Source organism: Ruegeria sp. I1 (genome assembly GCF_056532675.1).
The window spans coordinates 17,617-41,687 of sequence record NZ_JBQFNM010000009.1 but is presented as its reverse complement, the minus strand read 5'-3'; the positions used below and the strand labels follow the sequence as shown (position 1 = coordinate 41,687).

The window sequence follows — 24,071 nt, the reverse complement described above, 5'->3', positions numbered from 1 at the left end:
CTTTAATTTTTGCGTGAGGATTACTTCACAATACGCTTATGCATTCTAAACTTGAAACTGAGTGTTCTAGACCTTTAGCTAGGCTTAGACGCATTAAGACGTTGACAGGTTTGTAGGAGAGGTGGGGATGACACGCAAAAGCACGACACCAACGCAGGCGCGTATGAACAGGCGCACCGCGCTGCAGCTACTGGGCGGTACGGCTGTTGCTGCAACCGCCCCCGGGCTCGGCGGCGCATTGGCCGCTGGTACTGATGCGGAGACTATCATTCGGGCGCATGGCTATTCTTTCTTTGGTGATCTCAAATATCCACCGGACTTCAAACATTTTGATTATGTGAACCCGGATGCGCCTGTTGGCGGGCATATATCGGTTTCAACGCGTGGTACATTCGACGGGATGAACCGCTTCAACTGGCAAGGCAAAGCTGGGCGGTATTCGGGGCTGATTGCGGAAAGCATGTTTGGCGAAAGCCCATTTGGATCAGCGACACCTGCAGACTCCATCACAGAAGCTTACGGGTTGTTGGCCGAAGCCGTCGAATACCCAGACACTAAGGAATGGTGCATATTCTATATGCGTCCTGAAGCCCGGTTTGCAGATGGCACTCCGCTGACCGCTCATGACGCAGCGTTTACGCATGACCTGTTTCTGGAACAAGGCATCCGCAGCTATGCCCGCGCGGTGAAGCAGCGGATCGAAGGTTATGAGATCATCGATGACCACACGATCAAATACAATTTTGTAGACGGAATTTCGCGCCGCTCCTTGATTTCTCAGGTTGGCGGGACGCCTGTGTTTTCAAAAGCCTGGTACGAAAAAACGGGCGAACGGTTAGATAAGCAGAGCTTGCAAACCCCGATGGGCAGCGGGCCTTACGTGGTCGATGATTTTGAGCTGAACCGCTATATCGTCTATCGACGCAACCCCGACTATTGGGGTTGGGATCTGCCGATCAATGTTGGCCGTCATAACTTTGAGACCGTTCGGGTCGAATACTTCGCAGATGATGCTGCCGAATTTGAGGCGTTCAAGGCGGGTGTCTACACCTTCCGGGCTGAAGGCAGCACCAAGAAATGGGCAACGGGATATGATTTTCCGGCTGTCCAAAACGGCTATGTGAAACGCGAAGAAATACCGGTCATGTCGCCTCCATCCCCGTCGGGCTTTATCTTCAATATGACGCGGGCACCCTTTGACGACATTAAAGTGCGTGAGGCTTTGGGGCTTGCCTTCAACTTTGAATGGACGTCCGAATCCCTGCAATATGGTCTTACAGAACAGCGCCATTCCTTCGCAGAAAACTCGGAAGTGGCTGCCGAGGGGGTTCCGACGGGTCTTGAGAAAACCTTCCTCGAGTCCTTTGGCGATTTGGTTCCCGAAGAGGTTCTGACACAAGAAGCGGTGCGTGCGCACAGTTCAAACCCATCGCGTACCGTGGATCGTAGGAACAAACGCACTGCCTTAAAGCTGCTCTCCGAAGCGGGCTGGACTGTAAATGGTGCAGGCAAGCTGCAGGATGCCGATGGCAATCCGATGTCTATCCAGATCATGCTGAATGCGTCCTCTTCGGACACGGCAGAGGCTATCGTGACCACCTATGCATCAAGCCTGGAAAGCTTTGGTGTTTCGGTCACGGTTGAAAAGATCGACAGTGCCCAGTGGATTCAGCGGTACTATGATAAAGACTTCGACATGATCTTTTTCCGCAATCAGCCGTTCTTGGAAGCAGGTACCGGTCTCAAACAGGCGTATGGATCAGAAACCGCCGTCGTATCGTCATACAATCCGCAATCTTTGCAAAGCCCGCTGGTTGACGCGATCATTGATGCAGCTCTGGATACCAAATCGCGCGAGGAAGAGATTGCATCGCTAAAAGCTCTGGATCGTGTCCTTAGATACCTGCGAATTCAGGTACCTTCCGGATTTGTTTCAGATACCTGGGTCGCCTATTACGACATGTATGAGCATCCCGAGGTGCTGCCTCCGCTGGCTGTGGGTCAGTTTGATTTCTGGTGGTTCAATGAAGAGAAATACCAGAAACTAAAATCTGCCGGCGCGGTGAGGTAACAGGCTTTGGGCGCATATATACTACGCCGGCTTTTGCTGGTCATTCCAACGTTGCTTGGCATCATGATCGTGAATTTCACACTGGTGCAATTTGTGCCAGGTGGCCCGATCGAGCAAATTCTGGCCCAGATGCAGGGCGAGGGTGATGTATTCGCCGGTTTTGCCGGGGGCGAGAACGTTCAGACCGAAGAAACGTTTGGTTCAGACAGCGAGTACATTGGCGCCCGTGGATTGCCGAAGGAATTTATCGAAGAACTGGAAAAGGAGTTCGGTTTCGACAAACCGCCGCTAGAGCGGTTTTTGAACATGATGGGGAACTACCTGACGCTGGATTTTGGTGAGAGTTATTTCCGGTCGATCAGCGTGATCGATCTGGTGCTCGAAAAGATGCCCGTGTCGATCTCTCTGGGCCTTTGGTCCACCCTGATCGCCTATCTGGTCTCCATTCCCTTAGGCATTCGCAAGGCCGTTAAGGATGGATCGACCTTCGACACCTGGACCAGCGGCACCATTATCGTTGCTTATGCCATCCCCGGTTTCCTGTTCGCCATCCTGCTTCTGGTTCTGTTTGCCGGTGGATCTTATTGGCAAATCTTCCCGCTGCGCGGGCTGACTTCGGACAATTGGGAGAGCTTGAGCCTGCTTGGCAAAATCGCTGACTACTTCTGGCACATCGCCTTGCCGATCATTGCACTGACCATTTCCGCCTTTGCGACGCTGACGCTGCTGACCAAGAACTCGTTTCTGGATGAGATCAAGAAGCAATATGTCATGACAGCCCGCGCGAAAGGGTTGAGCGAAAAACGGGTTCTCTATGGCCACGTGTTCCGCAATGCCATGCTGATCGTGATCGCTGGTTTTCCAGCTGTTTTCATTGGTGTGTTCTTCGGTGGATCGATCATCATCGAGACGATCTTCTCGTTAGACGGGCTTGGGCGCCTCGGGTTCGAAGCTGCCGTGGCGCGGGACTATCCGGTGATATTCGGGACGCTCTTTATCTTCGGCCTGATGGGTCTGGTGGTTGGGATCATCAGCGATCTGATGTATGTCCTTGTCGATCCGCGCATCGACTTTGAAAAGCGGGAGGGGTAAATGGCGCTTTCCCCTCTGAACCAGCGCCGCTGGCGTAATTTTCGGCGCAATGGCCGGGCATTCTGGTCGCTGATCACCTTCTCAATCTTGTTCGGATTGTCCCTATTTGCCGAGTTCATCGCCAACGACAAACCCATTCTGGTGCAATACCGCGGCGAGTTCTATACGCCGATCTTCAACTTTTACCCAGAAACCGAGTTTGGCGGTGACTTCCAAACCGAAGCGATTTATCGCGACCCCGAAGTGCAATGCCTGATCGACAGTGGTGGTATGGACGCCTGTTTCGACGACCCCGAAGGCATTATCGAACAGATCGACGCCGGAACCTATCAGGCCGATGGGTTCGAACGCGGCTGGGCCATCTGGCCTCTGATCCCGTATTCCTACAACACCAGCGTCGACCGCTCCGGTGCGGCCCCGTTGCCGCCCAACGGGCAGAACCTGCTGGGCACAGATGACACGAAACGCGATGTGCTGGCGCGGGTCATCTATGGCTTCCGCCTGTCGATCCTGTTTACCCTGCTGGTGACAGGCGCGGCCAGCCTGATCGGCATATTTGCCGGGGCCATTCAGGGGTTCTTTGGCGGTTGGCTTGATCTGATTTTCCAGAGGATTATCGAGATATGGTCGGCGACGCCGTCGCTCTATGTCATCATCATCATGTTCGCCATCTTGGGGCGAAGTTTCTGGTTGCTGGTGGCATTGATGATCCTGTTCGGTTGGACAGGGCTTGTGGGTGTTGTTCGGGCCGAGTTCCTACGGGCGCGCAATCTGGAATATGTCCGTGCCGCGCGCGCGCTGGGCGTGGGAAACATGACCATCATGTTCCGCCACATGTTGCCCAATGCGATGGTCGCAACCCTGACTTTCATGCCGTTCATCGTGACCGGCACCATCGGCGGGCTGGCCTCGCTCGATTTCCTCGGCTTCGGCCTGCCATCTTCGGCCCCGTCGCTGGGTGAGCTGACTTTGCAGGCCAAGCAAAACCTTCAGGCCCCTTGGCTGGCCTTCACGGCGTTCTTCACCTTTGCCATCATGCTATCGCTGCTTGTCTTCATTTTCGAAGGTGTCCGTGATGCGTTTGATCCCAGAAAGACCTTCTCATGAGCCTTTTGGATGTGAACAACCTGAGGGTCTCGTTCCGGCAGGACGGGCAGGTCTCGACAGCGGTCAAAGGTGTTTCCTTCACCGTGGACCGTGGCGAAACCGTTGCGTTGGTCGGGGAATCGGGATCGGGTAAATCCGTGACAGCCTTGTCGACAGTGTCCCTGCTGGGGGACAGCGCGATTGTGGAAGGGTCCGTGCGGTATGATGGGCAAGAAATGATTGGCGCGTCCGAGGACAAGCTGATGGAGGTTCGTGGAAACGACATCAGCTTCATCTTTCAGGAGCCGATGACGTCGCTGAATCCGTTGCACACCATCCAGAAACAGATGGCCGAATCCCTGGCGTTGCATCAGGGGCTAACAGGCGATGCAGCGCGCGCTCGGATTGTCGAGTTGCTGACCAAGGTTGGCATCCGCGATCCCGAGGAACGGCTGGACAGCTATCCGCACCAATTGTCAGGCGGGCAGCGTCAGCGTGTGATGATTGCGATGGCCTTGGCCAATAAGCCGGACATCCTGATCGCGGATGAGCCCACGACCGCGCTGGACGTGACCATTCAAGCACAGATACTGGAACTGTTGGCTGAGCTTCAGAAATCCGAGAATATGGGGATGCTGTTTATCACCCATGACCTTGGCATCGTGCGGCGGATCGCTGATCGCGTCTGCGTGATGAAAGACGGAGAGATCGTCGAAACCGGGATCACGGCTGAGATTTTCGACAACCCGCAACACCCCTATACGCGCAAGCTGTTGGAGGCTGAGCCTTCGGGCCAGCCTGATCCTGTGGCCGCCGGTGCCGAAGAGGTTGCACGGACGGATCATCTGAAAGTCTGGTTCCCGATCCAGCGTGGTTTCCTGAAACGAACTGTAGGTCACGTGAAGGCCGTCAATGACGCAACGCTGAGTGTCAGAGCTGGCGAGACATTAGGGATTGTCGGTGAAAGTGGTTCGGGCAAGACCACGCTTGCATTGGCTATCATGCGATTGATCGCATCTGAAGGCGGTATCACGTTCCGCGATCAGGACGTCCGCCGCTGGTCCACGCGCGAGCTGCGACGGTTGCGCAAGGACATGCAGATCGTGTTCCAGGACCCGTTTGGCAGTCTGAGCCCGCGTATGACCTGTATGCAGATCATCGCCGAGGGGTTGGCCATTCACAAGGTCGACCCGCATCGTGCCCCGCGCGAACTGGTGGCCGAGGTGATGACCGAAGTGGGTCTGGACCCGGCCTCGATGGATCGCTATCCGCATGAGTTTTCGGGCGGACAACGTCAGCGGATCGCGATTGCACGTGCCATGGTGTTGCGGCCGAAACTGCTGGTACTGGATGAACCGACCAGCGCGCTGGATATGACGGTGCAGGTGCAGATCGTCGACCTGCTGCGCGATTTGCAGCGAAAATACGGGCTGGCCTATCTGTTCATCAGTCATGATCTAAAGGTCGTTCGGGCGATGTCGCATAACGTGATCGTCATGCGCAACGGCGACGTGATCGAGATGGGCGCAGCGGAAGACCTGTTTGAGAACGCTCAAACAGACTATACGCGCGAGCTGATCGCAGCGGCGGGCTGACGCCCGCCTTGCGCAGTTGTCATGCGTTGACTTTTTCGTGTGAGGCCGTAGTTGGGACCGGTCCGCGCAACTCCTCATAGTGATCGAAGTTCAGGTTTACCCAGCCGGTGCCACGCGTGGCGCTGGCCAGGGTTCGATGCAGCTCATCCTGCGCGACGGCCGGAAGTTGGGCGTTGAAGATTTCCCAACCCGACGCATTCGGGTTGCCTTCAAACCCCAGAACCTGCCCCTGCAGCGAACTGATCGTGGGGACCAGATCACCTACAAAATCAGATGGCAGGTGAATCTCGGCATTCAGAATGGGCTGCAGCACAACTGGCTTGGCTTGCGGCAGGGCCTCACGTACGGCATTCTTGCCAGCCGTTCGGAAGGCATAGTCCGAGCTGTCTACGTTGTGGTGTTTCCCATCGCTTAGGGTGACTTTGACATCCACCACAGGGAAGCCTTCGGGCCCCTGAACCAATGCGTCCTGTGCCCCGTGTTCAACCGACGGGATGTAGTTCTTGGGAACGGCTCCTCCCTTGACGACCTCTTCAAACTTAAACCCCGAGCCGCGGGGTAATGGCGAAACCGAGATGACGACATCGGCGAACTGTCCTGCCCCGCCCGATTGCTTGCGGTGACGATGCCGGTGCTCAATGGGTGCCCGGATGGTCTCGCGATAAGCGGTTTCAACCGCGTCGGTCTCGATCTCAATCCCGAAATCTTCGGCCAGCTTGGCGGTCACGCGCCGCATATGTTGCGGTCCTTGCGAACCCAGAACAGCATGCCCGCTGAGTTCATCCTGTTCCATCTGAAGCCCTGGATCGATCTCGACCAATCGGCTCAGGGCGTTTGACAGGCGCACATCGTCCCGCTCATGCGCGGGCGAGATGACCTGACGATGCGCAACCGGGTGCGATGCGGCCCAATCGGGCAGCGGTGTGGCGGCGCGGCTGTCATAGATGAAGCCGGGGTTGAGGTGATCGGACTTTACCGCGAGGCCGATCTGTCCGGCCTCAAGGGCACCAATCTGTGTTTTTGCATCCAACGTGGTCAGGTTGCCAACGGTTTCGCCACCTAAGGCTTCATGCGCTTTGACCCCATCACCCAGGCCGCGCAGCACTGTGATCTTACCGATATGCTTCTTCACATCAGCAAACCCAGCAATGGCCCGTGCATTGTCGGCCGCCTCATCCCGCCCAGCGGCGATATCAAACTCCGGGGCCTCGTGCCTTAGGGCTTTCATGAGCCGGGTCAGGCCGTTGCCATGGCTCGCGGCCCCCAGGCAGGCTGGGATTAGTTGGTGGTTCTGTAAGACTTGCGCGGCCAGTTCGTAAACCTCGGCACTTGGGGGCTGCTTGTCTTCGATCAATTGTTCTAGCAGGTGATCATCAAAATCCGACAAGGTTTCCAATAGCTCGGTGCGCGCCTCTTGTTCGCGATCCTCAACCGATTGCGGCAGCTCGATCAGGGCCGAGGGTTGGCCATCCTGATATTTCCACGCCCGCTCTGAAATCAGATCAACCGCGCCAATGATCGTGCCCCCATCCCGGATCGGCACCTGTCGCAATGCGATGTGATGAGAGCAATAGGTCTGCAGCGCGGCGATGATGTCGCGGATGCGGCCATTTGGGTTATCCATTCGATTGATGAACAGGAAGCAGGGGATACCGGCCTCTTCGACCAAGCGCAGATAGGGCGCGCATAAGACCGCAGCGTCCGGGTCGGGCGGCACAACTACAACTGCGGCGTCCGAGATGGCCATGGCCGGGCCGACATAGGCCAACGCATCGCCACCGCCATCGACGTCAACCGCGCACCAGGGCTCGTCCAAATAAGAAAAACCGTGCAAATGCACGGTTCCGCAGATGTCGAATGTTGTGGGGCGCCCGTCGAGGCGGCTTATGGCCTCGACCAGAGTGGATTTGCCCGATTGGCTGGGGCCTAGAACCGTGAAAACGCGCATAAGTGCTGTCCCTCTTTCAGGTTGCAGAGTGGCTGCACGAAAGGGGGTGCCTCACGCTGGGGTGTCGGCACGGGTTGTCTGCGAATGGGCCTGCCTCGGGCTGTGGGCACATATTGTGGCCCACGCCTTGAGTGTGCGGAATCCATATGCCGTGCGTCAAGTCCCCTGTTTCGGATCGCTTGCCCGGGGGTTGCCGCGCAACTGACGATGCTAGATCGCGGAGCTGTGCCCGGCTTTGCTTAGGTCATAAGCGTCGAAACTTCGCGCAATCATCCGGGTTAACGCGCGAGCCTCGGGCGGGATGAACAACCCATTTTCGGTAATGCGCAGCAAACCGTCGAAGGCCGCATTTGCGGAATCGTACATACCGCCCAGATCTTCGACCGATACTTCGAAGTTACGTAGGATTTCGGCTGTGTTGATCTGGAAATCGCACATCAGTGCTTCGATCAGCCGGGCGCGCAGCGCGTCCTGATCCTTGAACAAATGTCCGCGCGAAGTCGAAAACCTCCCATCGCGAATTGCTTTGGTATGCGCCGATGTCGCCGGGTTGTTCTGTGCGTAACCCTGCGGGAAACGCGAAATCGAGCTTGCGCCGACGCCAATCAGAACTTCGGCCTGGTCGTCAGTATAACCTTGAAAGTTCCGTTTCAGCCGCCCTGCATTCAACGCCTTGGTCAGGCCGTCTTCTTGCGTCGCGAAATGGTCGATGCCGATCTCAGCGTAGTTGTCCCACATGAACAGGCGGCGGGCTGTGTCGTACAAATCCAACCGTTGTTCTGGCGTTGGCAGCGTCTCGGACGGAATAAGTTGCTGTCGTTTCGCCATCCAAGGGACATGGGCGTAGCCGTATAGCGCCACCCGGTCCGGATTAAGCGACAGAAGCTTTTGAACGCTTTCGGTCATGCGCGCCTTGGTCTGGTGGGGCAGGCCATACAGAATATCGGCGTTCAAACTGGTGATACCGCGTGTACGGATCAAATCGACCGCATCACGGGTGGTGTCATAGCTTTGGATGCGGCCAATGGTCTTTTGAATCTCGTCGTCGAAATCCTGAACACCGATTGAGGCCCGGTTCATGCCCGCCTCGGCCAGCGCATCCAGCCGTGCTTCGTCAACCTCGTTCGGGTCGATCTCTACTGAGAACTCGGCATCGGGGCCCAGTGGAACAATGCTAAAGATATGCCGGGACAAATCGCGCATTAGATCGGCGTTCAATAGTGTCGGCGTGCCACCGCCCCAATGTAGGTGCGACAAAACCACACCGTCGGGCAGGCGCGCTGCCAGCAAATCGAGCTCGGCTTTCAGCACATCCACGTAAGCGATCACCGGGTTATCGGTTTGTGTCCCCTGCGTGCGGCATGCGCAGAACCAGCAAAGCCTGCGACAGAAGGGGACATGGATGTACAGCGAGATCGCGCTTCCAGGCCTGATTGCCGAGACCCAGTCGCCAAAACGATCCGCCCCCACATCATTGCTGAAATGGGGGGCGGTGGGATAGCTGGTGTAGCGCGGCACCTTCGCGTCAAAAAGTCCAAGCCGAGCCAATTGTGATTTCTGTATCATAGCGATACCCTAGGCAGATAGACGACTTGGCTGCTTTGACCGAGATCAAGTGGGAACGCGCATGACAGCAAAACTACAGTTCGATCACGCCAACTGTGAAAGTTGCCCTATCCGCCATCGCGCTGTGTGTGCGCGCTGTGATGCGGATGAACTCGAAACACTCGATAGCATCAAGTACTACCGTAGCTTCGAAGCAGGTCAGACGATCATTTGGTCGGGTGATCAGATGAATTTTGTCGGCTCGATCGTGTCGGGTATCGCTTCGCTGACCCAAACAATGGAGGACGGCCGGACCCAGATGGTGGGCCTTTTGCTGCCCAGCGATTTTGTCGGTCGCCCCGGACGCGACGCAGCGGCCTATGATGTGCAGGCCACCACGGATGTGGTCATGTGTTGTTTTCGCAAGAAACCCTTCGAAGACATGATGAATGTAACGCCACATATTGCACATCGTCTGCTTCAAATGACCTTGGACGAGTTGGATGCGGCCCGCGAGTGGATGTTGGTTTTGGGGCGCAAGACCGCACGGGAAAAGATTGCCAGCCTGTTGTCGATCATTGCCCGACGCGATGCATCGGTCAGCCAAAAGGGGCTGTCTGGTCCGTTTGTTTTCGATCTCCCGCTTACACGCGAAGCCATGGCGGATTACCTTGGTTTGACGTTAGAGACCGTCAGTCGACAGATTTCGGCGCTTAAGAAGGACGGGGTGATCTTGCTGGAAGGCAAACGCCATGTGACTGTGCCGGATATGGATCGGCTGTTGGAAGAGGCCGGAGATGACTCGGATGGCGGGTTTCTGGTCTGAGTGTCTGACTAGCTAGCGGGCTCAAACGACGGCGCGCTAGTGTTAAGGAGAACACCGTGGAATTCAGCAGTGTATTGGCCATGGTTGCAATCGGCGCAATCGCAGGCTGGTTGTCAGGCAAAATCATGGAAGGCCGTGGCTTTGGCCTGTTCGGGAACATCATCGTCGGCATAGTCGGCGCTTTTGTTGCAGGTCTGATATTCCCGGCGCTGGGCTTTTCCGTAGGAGGCGGCGTGTTTTCGTCGATCTTCGCTGCCACAATTGGCGCAGTGATATTGTTGTTCCTGATCGGTTTGGTACGGCGCGGATGATCAACGAAGCTGCCCAGACAGGCAGCCTCCACAGTGCAAACCCTGTTTAGTGGGCCAGAAAAACCGGCACCACAGACTGCTCGAGCATATTGCGCGTTGCCCCGCCCAATATCGCCTCGCGAAAACGCGAATGGCCATAGGCCCCCATCACAATCATGTCCGATTCCGTGTCGGTCGCGTGCCGGTTCAGAATGTCGGAGACGCGGGTCATGGTTTTGCTGAGTACCTCGATTTCACATTTCACGCCGTGCCGTGCCAGCATCTGCGATAAGCCGCCACCTGGATCTGACCGGTCGGGCCCGTGGCGGGGCGGGTCGATTACTACGATGCGCGCCAATTCAGCTTGTATTAGGAACGGCAAGGCGCGTCGAACGGCGTGCATTGCTTCGACACTTTCGTTCCAGGCAATCATGATGTTCTGGGGTGCAGCAACTGGGTTGTCCTTGCCCGGGACAACCAGAACCGGGGCGTGACCTTCGAACATAGCAGCCTCGATGATGGGCTCTGCTTCGGCGCCACACTCCTCCCCATAGGGTTGAGACAGCACGACCAGGTCTGAGAACCGGGCGCGGTGCGCGACGTGGCGGCCAATATCGGCAATCTGGGCAACGCCACTTTCGGCTGACCAGCGCGCTGATGTCTTTTTCAGATAGTCCTTTGCAAACGCCAGAACTTCATCGGCATCCGCATTGGCCCGGCTGAGCGTTTCCTGAAGGATCAACGCGTTTGCGCCGGCGTAATAATAGCCGGTTTGGCTGCGATCGACACCCAGGCACAGGGCCTCGGCATGACCATCCTGCGCCTCGGCCAGAACGGCGGTCTGGGCAAGTGCAGGCTGGGCCAACTTTGTTTCAGTCATGATGGTGAGAATAGATTTGTAAGCCATGTCGACCTCATCTTCCGAGCGCGGGTTCGTTATAGGTAGGTGCCCATTCACCTATTATGCGTGTCACAGAAAACGGCGGGTTGTCTTGACTCAGATCAAAGCAGTCGGGACCATCATTCGACAATACATCAAGCAGTCAAAAAGGTTCTGCGCGGCATGTAAATCGCGCAGAGCAGGGTAAAGGGACGCAATATGTCGAATTACATCAAGCTGATCGTGCTTGGCCTTCTGGTGGTGTTTGCTGCCATAGGGTCAAATTACGCACGGGATTTGGCGTATCAGGTGCATGCGATTCTGGTGATGGTCATCGCCGCGGGATTGTTTATCTGGACGCTTCGAAACACGGATGAGCCAGATATTCTAGTAGATCGCTCGGGCGAATACATGGATGACGTGATCCGCTATGGCGTGATCGCAACAGCCTTCTGGGGTGTTGTTGGGTTCCTTGCAGGAACCTTTATTGCGTTCCAGCTGGCCTTTCCAACGCTCAACTTTGAATGGGCGCAGGGCTATCTGAACTTTGGTCGTCTGCGTCCGCTGCACACTTCGGCAGTGATTTTTGCATTTGGCGGCAACGCGTTGATCGCGACGTCATTCTACGTGGTGCAACGCACCAGTGCTGCGCGTCTGTGGGGTGGCAACCTCGCATGGTTCGTATTCTGGGGCTATCAGCTGTTCATAGTGCTGGCCGCAACTGGCTATGTTCTGGGTGGTACGCAATCCAAGGAATATGCCGAGCCTGAGTGGTATGTGGACCTGTGGCTGACCATCGTCTGGGTGGCTTACCTAGCCGTGTATCTGGGCACGATCATCAAGCGGAAAGAGCCGCATATCTATGTGGCCAACTGGTTCTACTTGGCCTTTATTGTGACCGTTGCGATGCTGCACTTGGTCAACAACATGACCATCCCGGTCAGCATCTGGGGTTCGAAATCGGTTATCGTCTGGTCCGGCGTGCAGGATGCCATGATACAGTGGTGGTATGGCCACAACGCTGTGGGCTTCTTCCTGACTGCGGGCTTCCTGGGCATGATGTACTACTTCATTCCGAAACAGGCCGAACGTCCCGTATTCTCGTACAAGCTGTCGATTATCCACTTCTGGGCGCTGATCTTCCTGTATATCTGGGCCGGTCCGCACCACCTGCACTATACCGCGCTTCCCGACTGGGCCTCGACGCTGGGCATGGTGTTCTCGATCGTGCTGTGGATGCCGTCCTGGGGTGGTATGATCAACGGTCTGATGACCCTGTCGGGCGCGTGGGACAAGCTGCGCACCGATCCGATCATCCGCATGATGGTCATCTCGGTCGGCTTCTATGGAATGTCCACCTTTGAGGGTCCGATGATGTCGATCCGTGCGGTGAACAGCCTTAGCCACTACACTGACTGGACCATTGGTCATGTTCATTCGGGCGCGCTGGGCTGGAACGGCATGATCACCTTTGGCGCGCTGTACTTCCTGGTGCCTGTCCTGTGGAAGCGTGAGCGTCTGTATTCGCTGCAGATGGTCAGCTGGCACTTCTGGCTCGCCACCATCGGCATCGTGCTCTACGCCGCGTCGATGTGGGTCACCGGTATCATGGAAGGCCTGATGTGGCGCGAAGTGGATGCCAACGGTTTCCTGGTGAACTCGTTCGCCGACACCGTGGCCGCCAAGTTCCCGATGTATGTGGTACGTGGCTTGGGTGGGGTCCTGTTCCTCGCTGGCTCACTGATCATGTGCTACAACCTGTGGATGACTGTGCGGAAAGCGCCGGCCCGTGAGGCCAACCTGACCGTCGCAGTCCCGGCTGAATAAAGGAGGCCGGAGCAATGGCAATTCTTGACAAACATAAGATCCTCGAGACCAACGCGACCCTCCTGCTGATCTTTAGCTTCCTGGTCGTAACCATCGGTGGCATCGTTCAGATCACCCCGCTGTTCTATCTTGAGAACACCATTGAAAAGGTGGAGGGTATGCGCCCTTACACCCCGCTCGAGATGGCAGGGCGTGAGATCTACATCCGCGAAGGCTGCTATGTCTGCCACAGCCAGATGATCCGCCCCATGCGGGACGAGGTCGAACGCTATGGCCATTACTCGCTGGCGGCCGAGTCGATGTATGACCATCCGTTCCAGTGGGGGTCGAAACGCACCGGGCCTGATCTGGCCCGCGTGGGTGGCCGCTACTCGGATGACTGGCACGTGCGCCATCTGCGCGATGCACAGTCGGTGGTGCCGGAATCGGTGATGCCGAAATACGGTTTCCTTGAAAACCGCAAGATCGACGGTGAATACATTGGTGACATCATGGCGGTGAACGCTGTTGTTGGAACACCCTACACCGAAGAGATGTTGGAGAACGCAGTGGCGGACTTCCGCGCTCAGGCCGATCCGGACAGCGATTTTGACGGGTTGCTGGAGCGTTATGGCGACAAGGTCAACGTGCGCAACTTCGATGGTCAGCCCGAACTGACCGAGGCTGATGCGCTGATCGCTTATCTGCAGATGCTGGGCACGCTGGTCGATTTCTCGACCTTCACCCCCGCAGCAAACCGATAGCAGGAGGGTAGGATGGAAGAATACACACTGCTACGGCAATTCGCGGATAGCTGGATGCTATTGCTGCTCTTTGCCTTCTTCGTTGGCATCGTGGTCTGGGTTTTCCGGCCCGGCGCCAGCAAGGAATACAAGGACACCGCAAACATTCCCTTCCGGCACGCCGATGCACCTGCACCGCAGCAAGACGAACCCGCCACATCCAAGGAGGCGCGGCAATGAACAAGACACCTGATAAACAGCCGGGTGATCCAAATACAACCGGCCATACCTGGGATGGCATCGAAGAGTTTGACAACCCGATGCCGCGCTGGTGGCTGTGGACCTTCTATGCCACGATCATCTGGGGTGTGATCTACACGATCATGTACCCAGCATGGCCGCTGGTTCAATCCGCCACCGCAGGCGTCATGGGTTGGTCATCCCGTGAAGAGGTGCAGAAGGAACTGGTTGCGTTTGAAGAGGCCAATGCGCCCTGGAACGTGAAGCTGGTGGAAACCCCGCTCGAGGATATCTCGAAAGATGCCGAGTTGCAGCAATATGCCGTCAACGCAGGCAGCGCGGTGTTCCGTACCTGGTGCGCACAGTGTCATGGTTCGGGTGCGCAGGGTGCAACCGGCTTCCCCAACCTGCTGGATGACGCATGGCTGTGGGGTGGAACGTTGGAAGACATCGAAACCACGGTCAGCTACGGCATCCGTAGTGAGGAAAGCGATGACACCCGCTGGTCCGAAATGCCGGCCTTTGGTGAGCTTCTTGAAAAAGAGGAAATCACCCAAGTGGTTCAATACGTCATGTCTCTGACCAACGCGCAAACCGATGATGCGGCGGCGCAAGCTGGCAAGGTTGTGTTCGAAGACAATTGCTCGGCCTGTCATGGTGAGAATGGCCAGGGGGATGTCTTCCAAGGTGCCCCGAACCTGACCGATGCGATCTGGCTTTATGGCGGAAGTGAGGAGGCCTTGACCGAAACGGTGACATATAGCCGATTTGGCGTGATGCCGCCGTGGGATACCCGCCTGACCGAAGCTCAGATCCGTGCGGTTACGGCCTATGTCCACCAGCTGGGTGGCGGTCAGTAAGCATACAAGAATACCTGCAGGCAGTGCGCTGCCTGCAGGTTCAGGCGCCGGCTGCTCGATCTGTTCGCGCGTTTCCTGAGCGGCCGGTGCCTGTATATTGTGAACAAGGCTGCACTCGGCAGCGGTTCGCTCACCTTATCTTTGCACGTATCAAAGATTGCCCAGATCCACATCGCGTGGGTTCTTGATCCACCAGTGACTTTCTGGCAGCCAGCGACGTTTGCGGTCGCCTTGCTTTGTTACGTTTTGGATACGCGGCGTGTCTATTCGGGTCGCAGTCATAAAGGAACGGGCAAGAACATTCAGCATGGTTTCTCTCCTGTGCAGAAGCATTTCTGACAATAGAGATTGACCTTTGACGCGCTGAATGCCACTCAATTACCATTCCAACATGTAAGTACGGATTACATATGGATTGGCTTTCTCTTCCTCCGATGGCCTCACTCAGGGCTTTTGCTGCCTTTGCTGAAAGGCGGAATGTGAGCGATGCCGGTGCCGCGTTGAACGTCAGTCATGCGGCAATCAGCCAACAGCTTCGCGCGCTTGAAAAACACCTTGGTGTTGCGCTTTTAGATCGCAGTGGGAAGGCGTTGACCCTGACTGCTGAAGGCGAGCATCTGGCCCGCGCCTTGCAGCTTGGGTTTGGATCAATCGGTGCCGTTGTAGAAGATCTGATGCGGTCGGGCGAGGCGCGCCCGGTTCATGTGTCTTTGACACCTTCATTCGCCGCATCGTGGTTGATGCCACGCTTGCCCGCGTTTCAGGCCGAGTACCCTGATATCAACTTGGCCATCGACCCCTCGCCACATCTCGTCACCCTTGCGCCCGGCGGGGTTGATGTCGCAATCCGGTACGGCGCTGGAGGGTGGCCAGGAGTAGATGTTGAGATGTTGCTAAAAACACCTTTTGTCGTCGTGGCGGCGCCTGCTTTGTTAGGGGGCAAAGCCAATTGGACGCCGGAAGAGCTGAGCCAGTTGCCCTGGTTGGAGGAACTTGGCACCACTGAGGCCAGCAATTGGCTGGCCAAACGGGGTGTCGATCATCCCCCGTTGGCGGGTCGTTTGTCTTTGCCAGGAAATCTGCTGTTGGATGGGCTTCGCGCCGGGCAAGGAGTGACGGCCACAGTGCGACATTTCGTCGAACAGGATATCCGCGCCGGACGCCTGGTTGAGCTCTATGCCGAGCCAGAAAGCAGTGGATACCATGTTTTAACGGCAAAAACACCGCTTAGACCGGCTGTTAAAACCTTTGTTCGTTGGTTGAAGCGACAAGCTGGCACAGCTCAATAAAAGATGATTGCTCGATGCGCGTTTTGACCCATGTCAAAGTTTGCACCGACGTGATCTGAGAAAACACGTGAGCCAAAGTGCCAATTCTTGGAGCCAGCCAGTGAGCGATTCCGACCCCGCCCCCAGCTTATATGCCGCACGAGAACCTATCTTTCCGCGGCGCGTATCCGGACCATTCCGCAACCTGAAATGGATCATCCTGATCGTGACCTTGGGGATTTACTATCTAACCCCGTGGATCCGGTGGGATCGTGGCCCCAGTTTGCCGGATCAGGCGGTGCTGCTGGATTTGGCCAACCGGCGTTTCTATTTCTTCTGGATCGAGATCTGGCCGCATGAGTTCTATTTTGTCGCGGGCCTGCTGATCATGGCTGGGCTTGGACTGTTCCTGTTCACGTCGGCCTTGGGTCGAGTCTGGTGCGGTTATGCCTGCCCGCAAACCGTGTGGACCGACCTGTTCATCCTGGTCGAACGCTGGATCGAGGGGGATCGGAACGCGCGTTTGCGCCTGCAACGACAAGAGAAGCTGGATTTCCGCAAAGCACGCCTGCGCCTGACCAAATGGGTGTCTTGGTTCCTGATCGGCCTGCTGACAGGCGGCGCCTGGGTGTTCTACTTTGCCGATGCGCCAACTCTGCTGCGCGATCTGGTGACCGGCAATGCGCACCCGGTGGCTTACACAACCGTGTTGATCCTGACCGGCACGACCTTCCTGTTCGGCGGCTTCGCGCGCGAACAGATTTGTATCTATGCCTGCCCCTGGCCTCGCATTCAGGCGGCAATGATGGACGAGGATACTCTGGTCGTTGGCTACCGAGAATGGCGCGGTGAGCCGCGCGGCAAAGGCAAACGCACCGCCGACTCCGAGTTGGGCGATTGCATCGATTGCATGGCCTGTGTGAATGTCTGCCCCGTTGGCATCGATATCCGCGACGGCCAGCAACTTGAGTGCATCACCTGCGCGCTTTGCATCGATGCCTGCGACGACATGATGGCTAAGATCGGCAAGCCGCGTGGTTTGATCGACTATATGGCACTGAGCGATGAACCCAGCGAACGCGAAGGCCATCCGCCCAAGAGCGTTTGGAAACATATCCTACGGCCGCGCACCATCATGTACACGTCACTTTGGTCTGCTGTCGGCTTCGCCTTGCTGTTCGCGCTGTTCATCCGGTCCGATATTGATCTGACCGTCGCTCCTGTCCGCAACCCGACCTTTGTGACATTGTCTGATGGCACCATTCGCAACACCTATGATGTGCGCTTGCGCAACAAACATGGCGAGGATCGGTTGTTCAGCCTGTCACTTGCTGGCGACCCAAGCATGCGGATGGAGATTGAGGGCACAAACCTGCATACTGTAAATGTGACGGCGGATACGGCACAGCTGGTTCGGGTTTATATCGTGGCTTCGGGTGACACCGGCCCCGCTGGTGCGGACACAACGCCCGTTCGGATTTGGGTCGAGGACATCACCAATGGCGAGCGTGCTTACAAAGACACCACGTTCAATGGACGAGGAAATTGATCATGACAGAACGCAAGTTTACGGGAAAACATGCACTGGCCATATTTGTGGGTGCCTTCACAGTCATCATCTCAGTCAACCTGCTGTTGGCCTATAGCGCGGTGAAAACCTTTCCGGGGTTGGAGGTAAAGAACTCCTACGTCGCCAGCCAGAACTTCAACGAACGTCTGCAGGAACAGCGAGCCTTGGGGTGGGACGTACGGGCCGAAACCAAGGGCGGGCTGTTAATTCTGCATATCACCGATGCGACCGGCGCGCCGGTTCAGGTGGCTGAATTGCAGGCGGTTGTAGGGCGCGCGACCCATGTGAAGGATGACTTCTCGCCTGAGTTTACCTTTGATGGCATCGCCTACGCGACACCAGCTGCTTTGGGTAAGGGGAACTGGAATATCCGGCTGGTGGCCCGTGATCATGCGGGGGCTGAGTTTGCACAGCGCGTGCCGCTTCATGTGAAAGGCTGATGGTGTGACGGCGCAAATGCCCTCTGGTACGGCGGCGTGTCCCGGCTGCATCGCAACCCCGGCAGAACCGGCGCGCCCGATCCCCGAGGATGTACAGATTGCGCTGTCTTTGCCGAGTATTCACTGTTCGGCCTGTATCGCGAATGTCGAGCGTGCACTGAATGCACATCCCGGGGTCGAGGATGCGCGCGTGAACCTGACCCTCAAACGCGCGATGATCAAAGCTGCGCCCGAGACGCGGGCCGCGGACCTGATCCCGGTTCTGGAACGCGCCGGGTATGAAGCGCATGAGCTGGACTCCGGTGCCCTGTCTGCAACCAGCGCGGATAAGGCGGGTCGGGATCTGTTGATGCGACTGGCGGTGGCTGGCTTTGCTTCGATGAATGTCATGCTGCTGTCCGTGTCGGTCTGGTCAGGTGCCGCCGATGCGACGCGCGACATGTTCCACTGGATTTCTGCTGCCATCGCCTTGCCAGCTATTGCCTTTTCGGCACAGCCCTTCTTTGCCAATGCTTGGAGCGCCTTGCGTGTTCGACGCCTGAACATGGATGTGCCGATCGTGCTGGCGATCCTGCTGGCCCTTGCGACATCGCTTTGGGAAACGGCGCTGAGCGGGAAACATGCTTATTTTGATGCTGCGCTCACGCTGACATTCTTCCTGTTGGCCGGACGGTATCTGGACTACCGAACTCGGGCGGCGGCGCGCTCGGCAGCTGAGGAGTTGACCGCGCTTGAGGTGCCCCGCGCCATTCGCGTCATCGATGGGGCCGAGGAAGAAGTTGCCGTTTCCAATTTGAACGTGGGTGATCTGATCCTGGTTCGCCCCGGTGGGCGTATGCCGGTGGATGGCCAGATCGTCTCGGGTCAATCCGAATTGGATAGGTCGTTGTTGACCGGTGAAACCTTGCCTGTCTTTGCCGAAGCCGGCCAAACCGTCAGCGCGGGCGAGGTCAACCTGACCGGCCCGCTGACCATTCAAGCCACCGCTGTGGGAGAAGACACTTCACTCCACCGTATGGCCGATCTGGTTGCGATCGCAGAATCCGGTCGGTCTCGATACACGTCGTTGGCCGATAAGGCTGCCAAGCTTTATGCGCCGGGGGTTCACATCCTTTCAGCGCTCAGCTTTTTGGGGTGGTACATCTATTCCGGCGATCTGCGCACCGCATTGAACATTGCTGCGGCGGTGCTGATTATCACTTGCCCCTGCGCCTTAGGGCTGGCTGTGCCAGCGGTGACGACAGCCGCCTCAGGCCGGTTGTTCCGCAAGGGGATGCTGATCAAACATGCCACCGCATTGGAACGTCTGGCCGAGGTGGACACGGTGGTGTTCGACAAGACCGGCACGCTGACATCGGGGGCACCCGAGTTGACCAATCTGGGTGACCATTCCCGCACTGATCTGGAAATTGCATTGGCACTGGCCGAGGCATCGGCCCACCCGTTGTCGGTTGCGTTGACACAGGCAGCGCGGGCTGCCGGGGTCAAATCCGCCAGGGTTCGGGATATTGTTGAGGTGCCGGGTTACGGCACCGAAGGGCAATATCGCGGTCAGCGGGTTCGCCTCGGCCGGGCGGCTTGGGTGGGGGCTGAGCAAGGGTCCGAGACTTCAGCGTGGCTGTCGGTCGGATCAAATCCCCCCAAGGCTTTCAACTTCTCAGACACGCTACGGCCCGGAGCGGCAGAGGCGGTCAAAGCATTTGCGAGGACTGGAAAGCAGATCATGCTGATCTCGGGCGATTCCAAAGGTGCTGTTGAGGCCTTGGCCAACAAGCTGGGCATCCAAAACTGGATCGCCGAGGCGCTGCCGCAAGACAAGGCCCAGCGTATTCAGGAACTCAGTGATCAGGGTCGGCATGTGCTGATGGTCGGTGATGGCTTGAACGACACGGCCGCGCTGGCTGCGGCGCATGTCTCGATCTCTCCGGCTTCGGCGTTGGATGCCGCACGCGTCGCGTCAGACATCGTTTTGCTGGGCACCGATCTGTCGCCCATCGCGGACGCTTGCGATACCGCCGTCAAAGCCACCAAACGGATTCGCGAGAACTTCCGCATCGCCACCGTCTATAATGTTATCGCAGTCCCGCTGGCCGTTGCTGGTTTGGCGACGCCACTGATAGCGGCCTTGGCGATGTCGACCTCGTCCATTACCGTATCCCTGAACGCCCTGCGGCTGAGGTAACCTCGAATGGAAGTGCTCGCCTATCTGATCCCGATTTCCCTTTTTCTGGGCGGCGTTGGCTTAGTTGCGTTTGTTTACACGGTCCGTTCGAACCAGTACGAGGATCCCGAGGGCGACGCCCGCCGGATTCTCAGCGAGGAATGGGACGATAAGCCCAAGCCGTAACCGCGTCGCATCGACCAAGCAGAGTTGATCCGAACCGCCCTTGAAATTGCCGCAATGCCCAGCTATGTCCGGCCTATCCGCTAGCAGAGAGACCAAGCCACATGGCCACCACCAACCCGATCCAGTTCATTCAGCAAGTCCGTGCCGAAGTTTCCAAGGTCGTCTGGCCGACCCGGCGTGAGGTGCTGTTGACCACGGTTATGGTGTTCATCATGGCCGCCCTGACCGCTGCCTTCTTTGCGCTGGTCGATCTGGGCATTCGCGGGGGTCTTCAGCTGGTGCTGGGCGCGTTCAGCTAAGGCAGTTTGGGCGGGTGGAAACACCACTGCCCCCTTGCACAGCACGGCGTGTCAGAGTAGGTGACATGACTATTCGGAATGGGCGTGCGGCGAATCAGGTTGCGCGCCGCTTTTTATTCCGGGTCACGCAATTGAATTTCAACGCGGGGCGCGCGGCTTGCCGCCTCGGAGCTAAACAAGGACGACAGGTTCATGGCGAAACGGTGGTACTCGGTCAGCGTTCTTTCGAATTTCGAAAAGAAGATCGCAGAGCAGATCCGCACGTCGGTGGCTGAACAGGGCCTTGAAGACGATATCGACGAAGTGCTGGTGCCCACCGAAGAGGTGATCGAAGTGCGTCGGGGCAAGAAAGTCACGACCGAGCGTCGGTTCATGCCGGGCTATGTTCTGGTGCATATGGAAATGTCCGATCAGGGCTATCACCTGATCAACTCGATCAACCGCGTCACCGGCTTCCTCGGTCCTCAAGGCCGCCCGATGCCGATGCGCGACGCCGAGGTGAACCAGATCCTCAACCGCGTTCAGGAGGGTGAAGAAGCGCCCAAGCTGATGATCACCTTCGAGGTGGGCGAGAAGGTCAAAGTCAACGACGGCCCGTTCGAGGATTTCGACGGTATGGTCGAAGGCGTGGACGACGAGGCGCAGAAGCTGAAAGTGTCTGTTTCGATCTTTGGCCGCGAAACCCCGGTCGAGCTGGACTTCACGCAGGTTACGAAGCAAAGTTAACGTCTCTTTTGGGTTCGATTCCCCGAGCTGAGCTAGACCACCAAGTCATTCAATAGCAGCAAGGCAATTCTGGCTGCTATATACTCTTCTTGTGCCAGAGGCTCATCTGCTGCTAACTTGTTGTCAAGCAAAAGACATCTGTCTCGCCGCCTGGCTAGCTGGATAGGCAGACCATTCAGACACTACGGTTTGGGAGGAGTTTGTTATGGCACCCAGTGCCAACGGTTCCACATCACCGAAAAATCCGACACCGCAACAAGAGGACGTGCCCGAGGTCAATCGTCTAACAAAGGATGATATTACCGCTTCGCTCAGAGCGGGGTTTTCTGACTTTCTCGCGCGCCCCCTCATGAGCGGTTTCTTTGGCCTTTTCTATGCGGTTTTCGGAATCCTATTTGTTTGGTGTCTGGTCTGGCTTGGTAAGATTTGGATGATTATTCCCGCAGCCATAGGCTTCCCGCTGGTCGCGCCGTTCGCTGCAGCTGGGCTCTATGAGATGTCCCGACGGCTGGAGAAGGGAGAGGAATTCAGCTGGTCTGACATCCTCAAAACCATGGCCAATCAGCGCAATCGTGAAATGGGCTGGATGGCATTTGTTACGTTGTTCATTTTCTGGGTCTGGACCTACCAGATCAGGCTTTGGCTAGCGATCATTCTGCAAAATGCATCATTCTCTGACTTTGAAGGGTTTATAAATTCGGTATTCTTCACGCCACAGGGTTGGACTTTCCTTGCAATTGGCACTTGCGTCGGAGCCTTTCTGTCAGCCGTTTTGTTCTCGGTTACCGTCGTCGCGATGCCGATGCTGCTCGACCGCGAAACAAATTTTGTTTCCGCGATGCTTACGTCCATTCGCGTTGTCACCGAGAACTCCGTTGTCATGTTAGGCTGGGCAGCGATCATTTCGATTACCATGTTGTTGTCTTTGGTTCCGGCATTTCTGGGTCTTATCTTTACTCTGCCGATCCTTGGCCATACCACGTGGCATCTCTATAAGCGGGCTGTGTCACCATCTGAGATATGAGATCCTTCGCAATAGGCAAAGAAACCCACCTGAGCAAAACTTGCCTTTAGGTTTGATCAAGTGGGGAGAATTCAGGATGCCACCCACTTGCCAACCCATACATTCCCCTATAAACGCCGCCTCTATCGTCTTCGGGCGAGATTCTCTCGTGGGAGGTTGCTGGGATCGCGATCCCGGGCCGGACCACGCAACATAAACCGGGTGGGACGCGTCCCACCTACGTTGAAAGGAAAACCAAATGGCCAAGAAGCTTGCTGGTACAATGAAACTGCAGGTTCCTGCAGGTCAGGCGAACCCGTCGCCGCCAGTTGGTCCGGCGCTGGGTCAGCGCGGCATCAACATCATGGAATTCTGCAAGGCATTTAACGCCAAGACCGCAGACATGGAGCCCGGCGCTCCGTGCCCGACCGTGATCACCTATTATCAGGACAAGTCCTTCACCATGGACATCAAGACGCCGCCCGCGTCTTACTACCTGAAAAAAGCGGCTGGTCTGAAGCCGGTTGGCAAGCGGAACCGTCCTCGCGGCGCGGAAAACCCCGGTCGTGAGACCGTGGCAACCGTGACCTCGAAGCAGGTTCGCGAAATCGCCGAAGCCAAAATGAAAGATCTGAACGCCAACGACGTCGAAGGCGCAATGCAGATCATCCTGGGCTCGGCCCGCTCTATGGGCATCGAGGTGAAGTAAGATGGCAAAACTCGGTAAACGTACCCGCGCTGCGCGCGAAGCTGTCGCTGGCAAGGAAAACCTGTCGGTTGAAGAAGCTGTTTCCCTGGTCAAAGGCAACGCGACCTCGAAATTCGACGAGACCATCGAGATCGCTCTTAACCTGGGCGTCGATACCCGTCACGCGGACCAGATGGTTCGCGGCGTCGTCGGTCTGCCGAACGGCACCGGCAAAGCGATGCGTGTTGCGGTATTTGCGCGTGGCCCCAAGGCTGACGAAGCAAAAGAAGCTGGCGCAGATATCGTTGGCGCAGAAGACCTGATGGAAACCATCCAGGGCGGCACCATCGAATTCGATCGTTGCATTGCAACCCCTGACATGATGCCCATCGTTGGCCGTCTGGGTAAAGTTCTGGGCCCTCGCAACCTGATGCCAAACCCCAAAGTTGGCACCGTGACCATGGACGTGAAAGCGGCCGTGGAAGCAGCCAAAGGTGGTGAAGTTCAGTTCAAAGCGGAAAAAGGCGGCGTTGTGCACGCCGGTGTTGGCAAAGCGTCGTTTGACGAAGCCAAGCTGGTCGAAAACGTCCGTGCCTTCATCTCGGCTGTGGCTAAGGCCAAGCCGTCGGGCGCTAAAGGTACTTACATGAAGAAAATCGCGCTGAGCTCGACCATGGGCCCCGGCGTGACACTGGATGTGGTAGCTGCATCGGGCGAATAAGCCCTCGGCATCTAGCCATCAGTAATA

The 24,071-nt window shown here is 56.9% G+C and carries 24 protein-coding genes; 20 read left to right on the top strand and 4 right to left on the bottom strand.

Annotation, left to right across the window (positions count from 1 at the left end; translation table 11 throughout):
* Positions 1–127: 127 nt before the first annotated feature.
* Genes ACR0DH_RS16005 through ACR0DH_RS15990 form a run of 4 tightly spaced genes read left to right on the top strand, consistent with a single transcriptional unit; the run spans position 128 to position 5,844 of the window.
* Positions 128–2,071, top strand: coding sequence for an extracellular solute-binding protein (locus ACR0DH_RS16005; protein WP_480550820.1), 1,944 nt, complete (start codon positions 128–130; stop codon positions 2,069–2,071).
* A 6-nt stretch (positions 2,072–2,077) separates the two neighbouring features.
* Positions 2,078–3,163 (top strand): microcin C ABC transporter permease YejB, encoded by a 1,086-nt coding sequence (locus tag ACR0DH_RS16000; RefSeq protein WP_480545462.1) that lies wholly within the window; start codon positions 2,078–2,080, stop codon positions 3,161–3,163.
* Positions 3,164–4,270, top strand: coding sequence for an ABC transporter permease (locus ACR0DH_RS15995; RefSeq protein WP_480550822.1), 1,107 nt, complete (start codon positions 3,164–3,166; stop codon positions 4,268–4,270).
* Positions 4,267–5,844: an ABC transporter ATP-binding protein gene (locus tag ACR0DH_RS15990; protein ID WP_480550824.1), complete on the top strand. Its 1,578-nt coding sequence runs from the start codon at positions 4,267–4,269 to the stop codon at positions 5,842–5,844. Before ACR0DH_RS15995 ends, ACR0DH_RS15990 begins: the two co-directional genes overlap by 4 nt.
* A gap of 19 nt (positions 5,845–5,863) precedes the next feature.
* Here the strand turns inward: ACR0DH_RS15990 and ACR0DH_RS15985 are convergent, their stop codons facing one another.
* Both ACR0DH_RS15985 and hemN read right to left on the bottom strand, forming a co-directional pair.
* Complete coding sequence (locus tag ACR0DH_RS15985; RefSeq protein WP_480550826.1) at positions 5,864–7,792, bottom strand: elongation factor G; 1,929 nt, start codon at positions 7,790–7,792, stop codon at positions 5,864–5,866.
* A gap of 210 nt (positions 7,793–8,002) precedes the next feature.
* On the bottom strand, positions 8,003–9,358 hold the full coding sequence (hemN, locus tag ACR0DH_RS15980) for an oxygen-independent coproporphyrinogen III oxidase (RefSeq protein ID WP_480550828.1): 1,356 nt from the start codon (positions 9,356–9,358) through the stop codon (positions 8,003–8,005).
* Between the two features lie 61 nt (positions 9,359–9,419).
* On the opposite strand from hemN, the gene fnrL reads away from it, so the two are divergent.
* Complete coding sequence (gene fnrL, locus ACR0DH_RS15975) at positions 9,420–10,163, top strand: transcriptional regulator FnrL (protein WP_480550830.1); 744 nt, start codon at positions 9,420–9,422, stop codon at positions 10,161–10,163.
* An 80-nt stretch (positions 10,164–10,243) separates the two neighbouring features.
* Complete coding sequence (locus ACR0DH_RS15970; RefSeq protein ID WP_480550860.1) at positions 10,244–10,474, top strand: GlsB/YeaQ/YmgE family stress response membrane protein; 231 nt, start codon at positions 10,244–10,246, stop codon at positions 10,472–10,474.
* Positions 10,475–10,520: 46 nt separating this feature from the next.
* On the opposite strand, the gene ACR0DH_RS15965 is transcribed toward ACR0DH_RS15970, so the two are convergent.
* Positions 10,521–11,360, bottom strand: coding sequence for a universal stress protein (locus ACR0DH_RS15965; RefSeq protein WP_480545448.1), 840 nt, complete (start codon positions 11,358–11,360; stop codon positions 10,521–10,523).
* Between the two features lie 192 nt (positions 11,361–11,552).
* Between ACR0DH_RS15965 and ccoN the strand changes: the two genes are divergently transcribed.
* The 4 genes from ccoN to ccoP are packed head-to-tail and all read left to right on the top strand — an operon-like array spanning position 11,553 to position 14,982.
* Positions 11,553–13,160, top strand: coding sequence for a cytochrome-c oxidase, cbb3-type subunit I (gene ccoN / locus ACR0DH_RS15960; protein WP_170533199.1), 1,608 nt, complete (start codon positions 11,553–11,555; stop codon positions 13,158–13,160).
* A gap of 14 nt (positions 13,161–13,174) precedes the next feature.
* Positions 13,175–13,903, top strand: coding sequence for a cytochrome-c oxidase, cbb3-type subunit II (gene ccoO / locus ACR0DH_RS15955; protein WP_480545445.1), 729 nt, complete (start codon positions 13,175–13,177; stop codon positions 13,901–13,903).
* A gap of 12 nt (positions 13,904–13,915) precedes the next feature.
* Complete coding sequence (locus tag ACR0DH_RS15950; protein WP_480545444.1) at positions 13,916–14,122, top strand: cbb3-type cytochrome c oxidase subunit 3; 207 nt, start codon at positions 13,916–13,918, stop codon at positions 14,120–14,122.
* Positions 14,119–14,982 carry a cytochrome-c oxidase, cbb3-type subunit III gene (gene ccoP / locus ACR0DH_RS15945; RefSeq protein WP_480545442.1) on the top strand — a complete coding sequence of 288 codons (864 nt, stop codon included), beginning with the start codon at positions 14,119–14,121 and terminating at the stop codon, positions 14,980–14,982. The genes ACR0DH_RS15950 and ccoP overlap by 4 nt, the downstream gene beginning before the upstream one ends.
* Positions 14,983–15,132: 150 nt before the next feature.
* Here ccoP and ACR0DH_RS15940 read toward each other — a convergent pair whose 3' ends face one another.
* On the bottom strand, positions 15,133–15,291 hold the full coding sequence (locus ACR0DH_RS15940) for a hypothetical protein (protein ID WP_480550832.1): 159 nt from the start codon (positions 15,289–15,291) through the stop codon (positions 15,133–15,135).
* A 101-nt stretch (positions 15,292–15,392) separates the two neighbouring features.
* Between ACR0DH_RS15940 and ACR0DH_RS15935 the strand changes: the two genes are divergently transcribed.
* From ACR0DH_RS15935 to rplA, 10 genes are all read left to right on the top strand, one after another.
* Positions 15,393–16,271, top strand: coding sequence for a LysR family transcriptional regulator (locus ACR0DH_RS15935; RefSeq protein WP_480550834.1), 879 nt, complete (start codon positions 15,393–15,395; stop codon positions 16,269–16,271).
* A 100-nt stretch (positions 16,272–16,371) separates the two neighbouring features.
* Complete coding sequence (gene ccoG, locus ACR0DH_RS15930; protein ID WP_480550836.1) at positions 16,372–17,799, top strand: cytochrome c oxidase accessory protein CcoG; 1,428 nt, start codon at positions 16,372–16,374, stop codon at positions 17,797–17,799.
* A gap of 2 nt (positions 17,800–17,801) precedes the next feature.
* Complete coding sequence (locus ACR0DH_RS15925; protein WP_480550838.1) at positions 17,802–18,260, top strand: FixH family protein; 459 nt, start codon at positions 17,802–17,804, stop codon at positions 18,258–18,260.
* Positions 18,261–18,276: 16 nt separating this feature from the next.
* Entirely contained in the window at positions 18,277–20,442 is a 2,166-nt protein-coding gene (locus ACR0DH_RS15920) for a heavy metal translocating P-type ATPase (protein ID WP_480550840.1), read from the top strand.
* A 6-nt stretch (positions 20,443–20,448) separates the two neighbouring features.
* Entirely contained in the window at positions 20,449–20,607 is a 159-nt protein-coding gene (ccoS, locus tag ACR0DH_RS15915; RefSeq protein ID WP_170533173.1) for a cbb3-type cytochrome oxidase assembly protein CcoS, read from the top strand.
* Positions 20,608–20,708: 101 nt separating this feature from the next.
* Positions 20,709–20,906: a preprotein translocase subunit SecE gene (secE, locus tag ACR0DH_RS15910; RefSeq protein WP_170533170.1), complete on the top strand. Its 198-nt coding sequence runs from the start codon at positions 20,709–20,711 to the stop codon at positions 20,904–20,906.
* A 192-nt stretch (positions 20,907–21,098) separates the two neighbouring features.
* The gene (nusG, locus tag ACR0DH_RS15905; RefSeq protein ID WP_170533167.1) at positions 21,099–21,632 is read left to right on the top strand and encodes a transcription termination/antitermination protein NusG; all 534 of its coding nucleotides are present in this window, start codon (positions 21,099–21,101) and stop codon (positions 21,630–21,632) included.
* A 430-nt stretch (positions 21,633–22,062) separates the two neighbouring features.
* Positions 22,063–22,656 carry a DUF2189 domain-containing protein gene (locus ACR0DH_RS15900; RefSeq protein ID WP_480550842.1) on the top strand — a complete coding sequence of 198 codons (594 nt, stop codon included), beginning with the start codon at positions 22,063–22,065 and terminating at the stop codon, positions 22,654–22,656.
* A 238-nt stretch (positions 22,657–22,894) separates the two neighbouring features.
* Positions 22,895–23,344, top strand: a complete 450-nt coding sequence (rplK, locus tag ACR0DH_RS15895) for a 50S ribosomal protein L11 (RefSeq protein ID WP_010440985.1) — start codon at positions 22,895–22,897, stop codon at positions 23,342–23,344.
* 1 nt (position 23,345) lies between these two features.
* The gene (gene rplA, locus ACR0DH_RS15890; RefSeq protein WP_480550844.1) at positions 23,346–24,044 is read left to right on the top strand and encodes a 50S ribosomal protein L1; all 699 of its coding nucleotides are present in this window, start codon (positions 23,346–23,348) and stop codon (positions 24,042–24,044) included.
* Positions 24,045–24,071 lie beyond the last annotated feature (27 nt).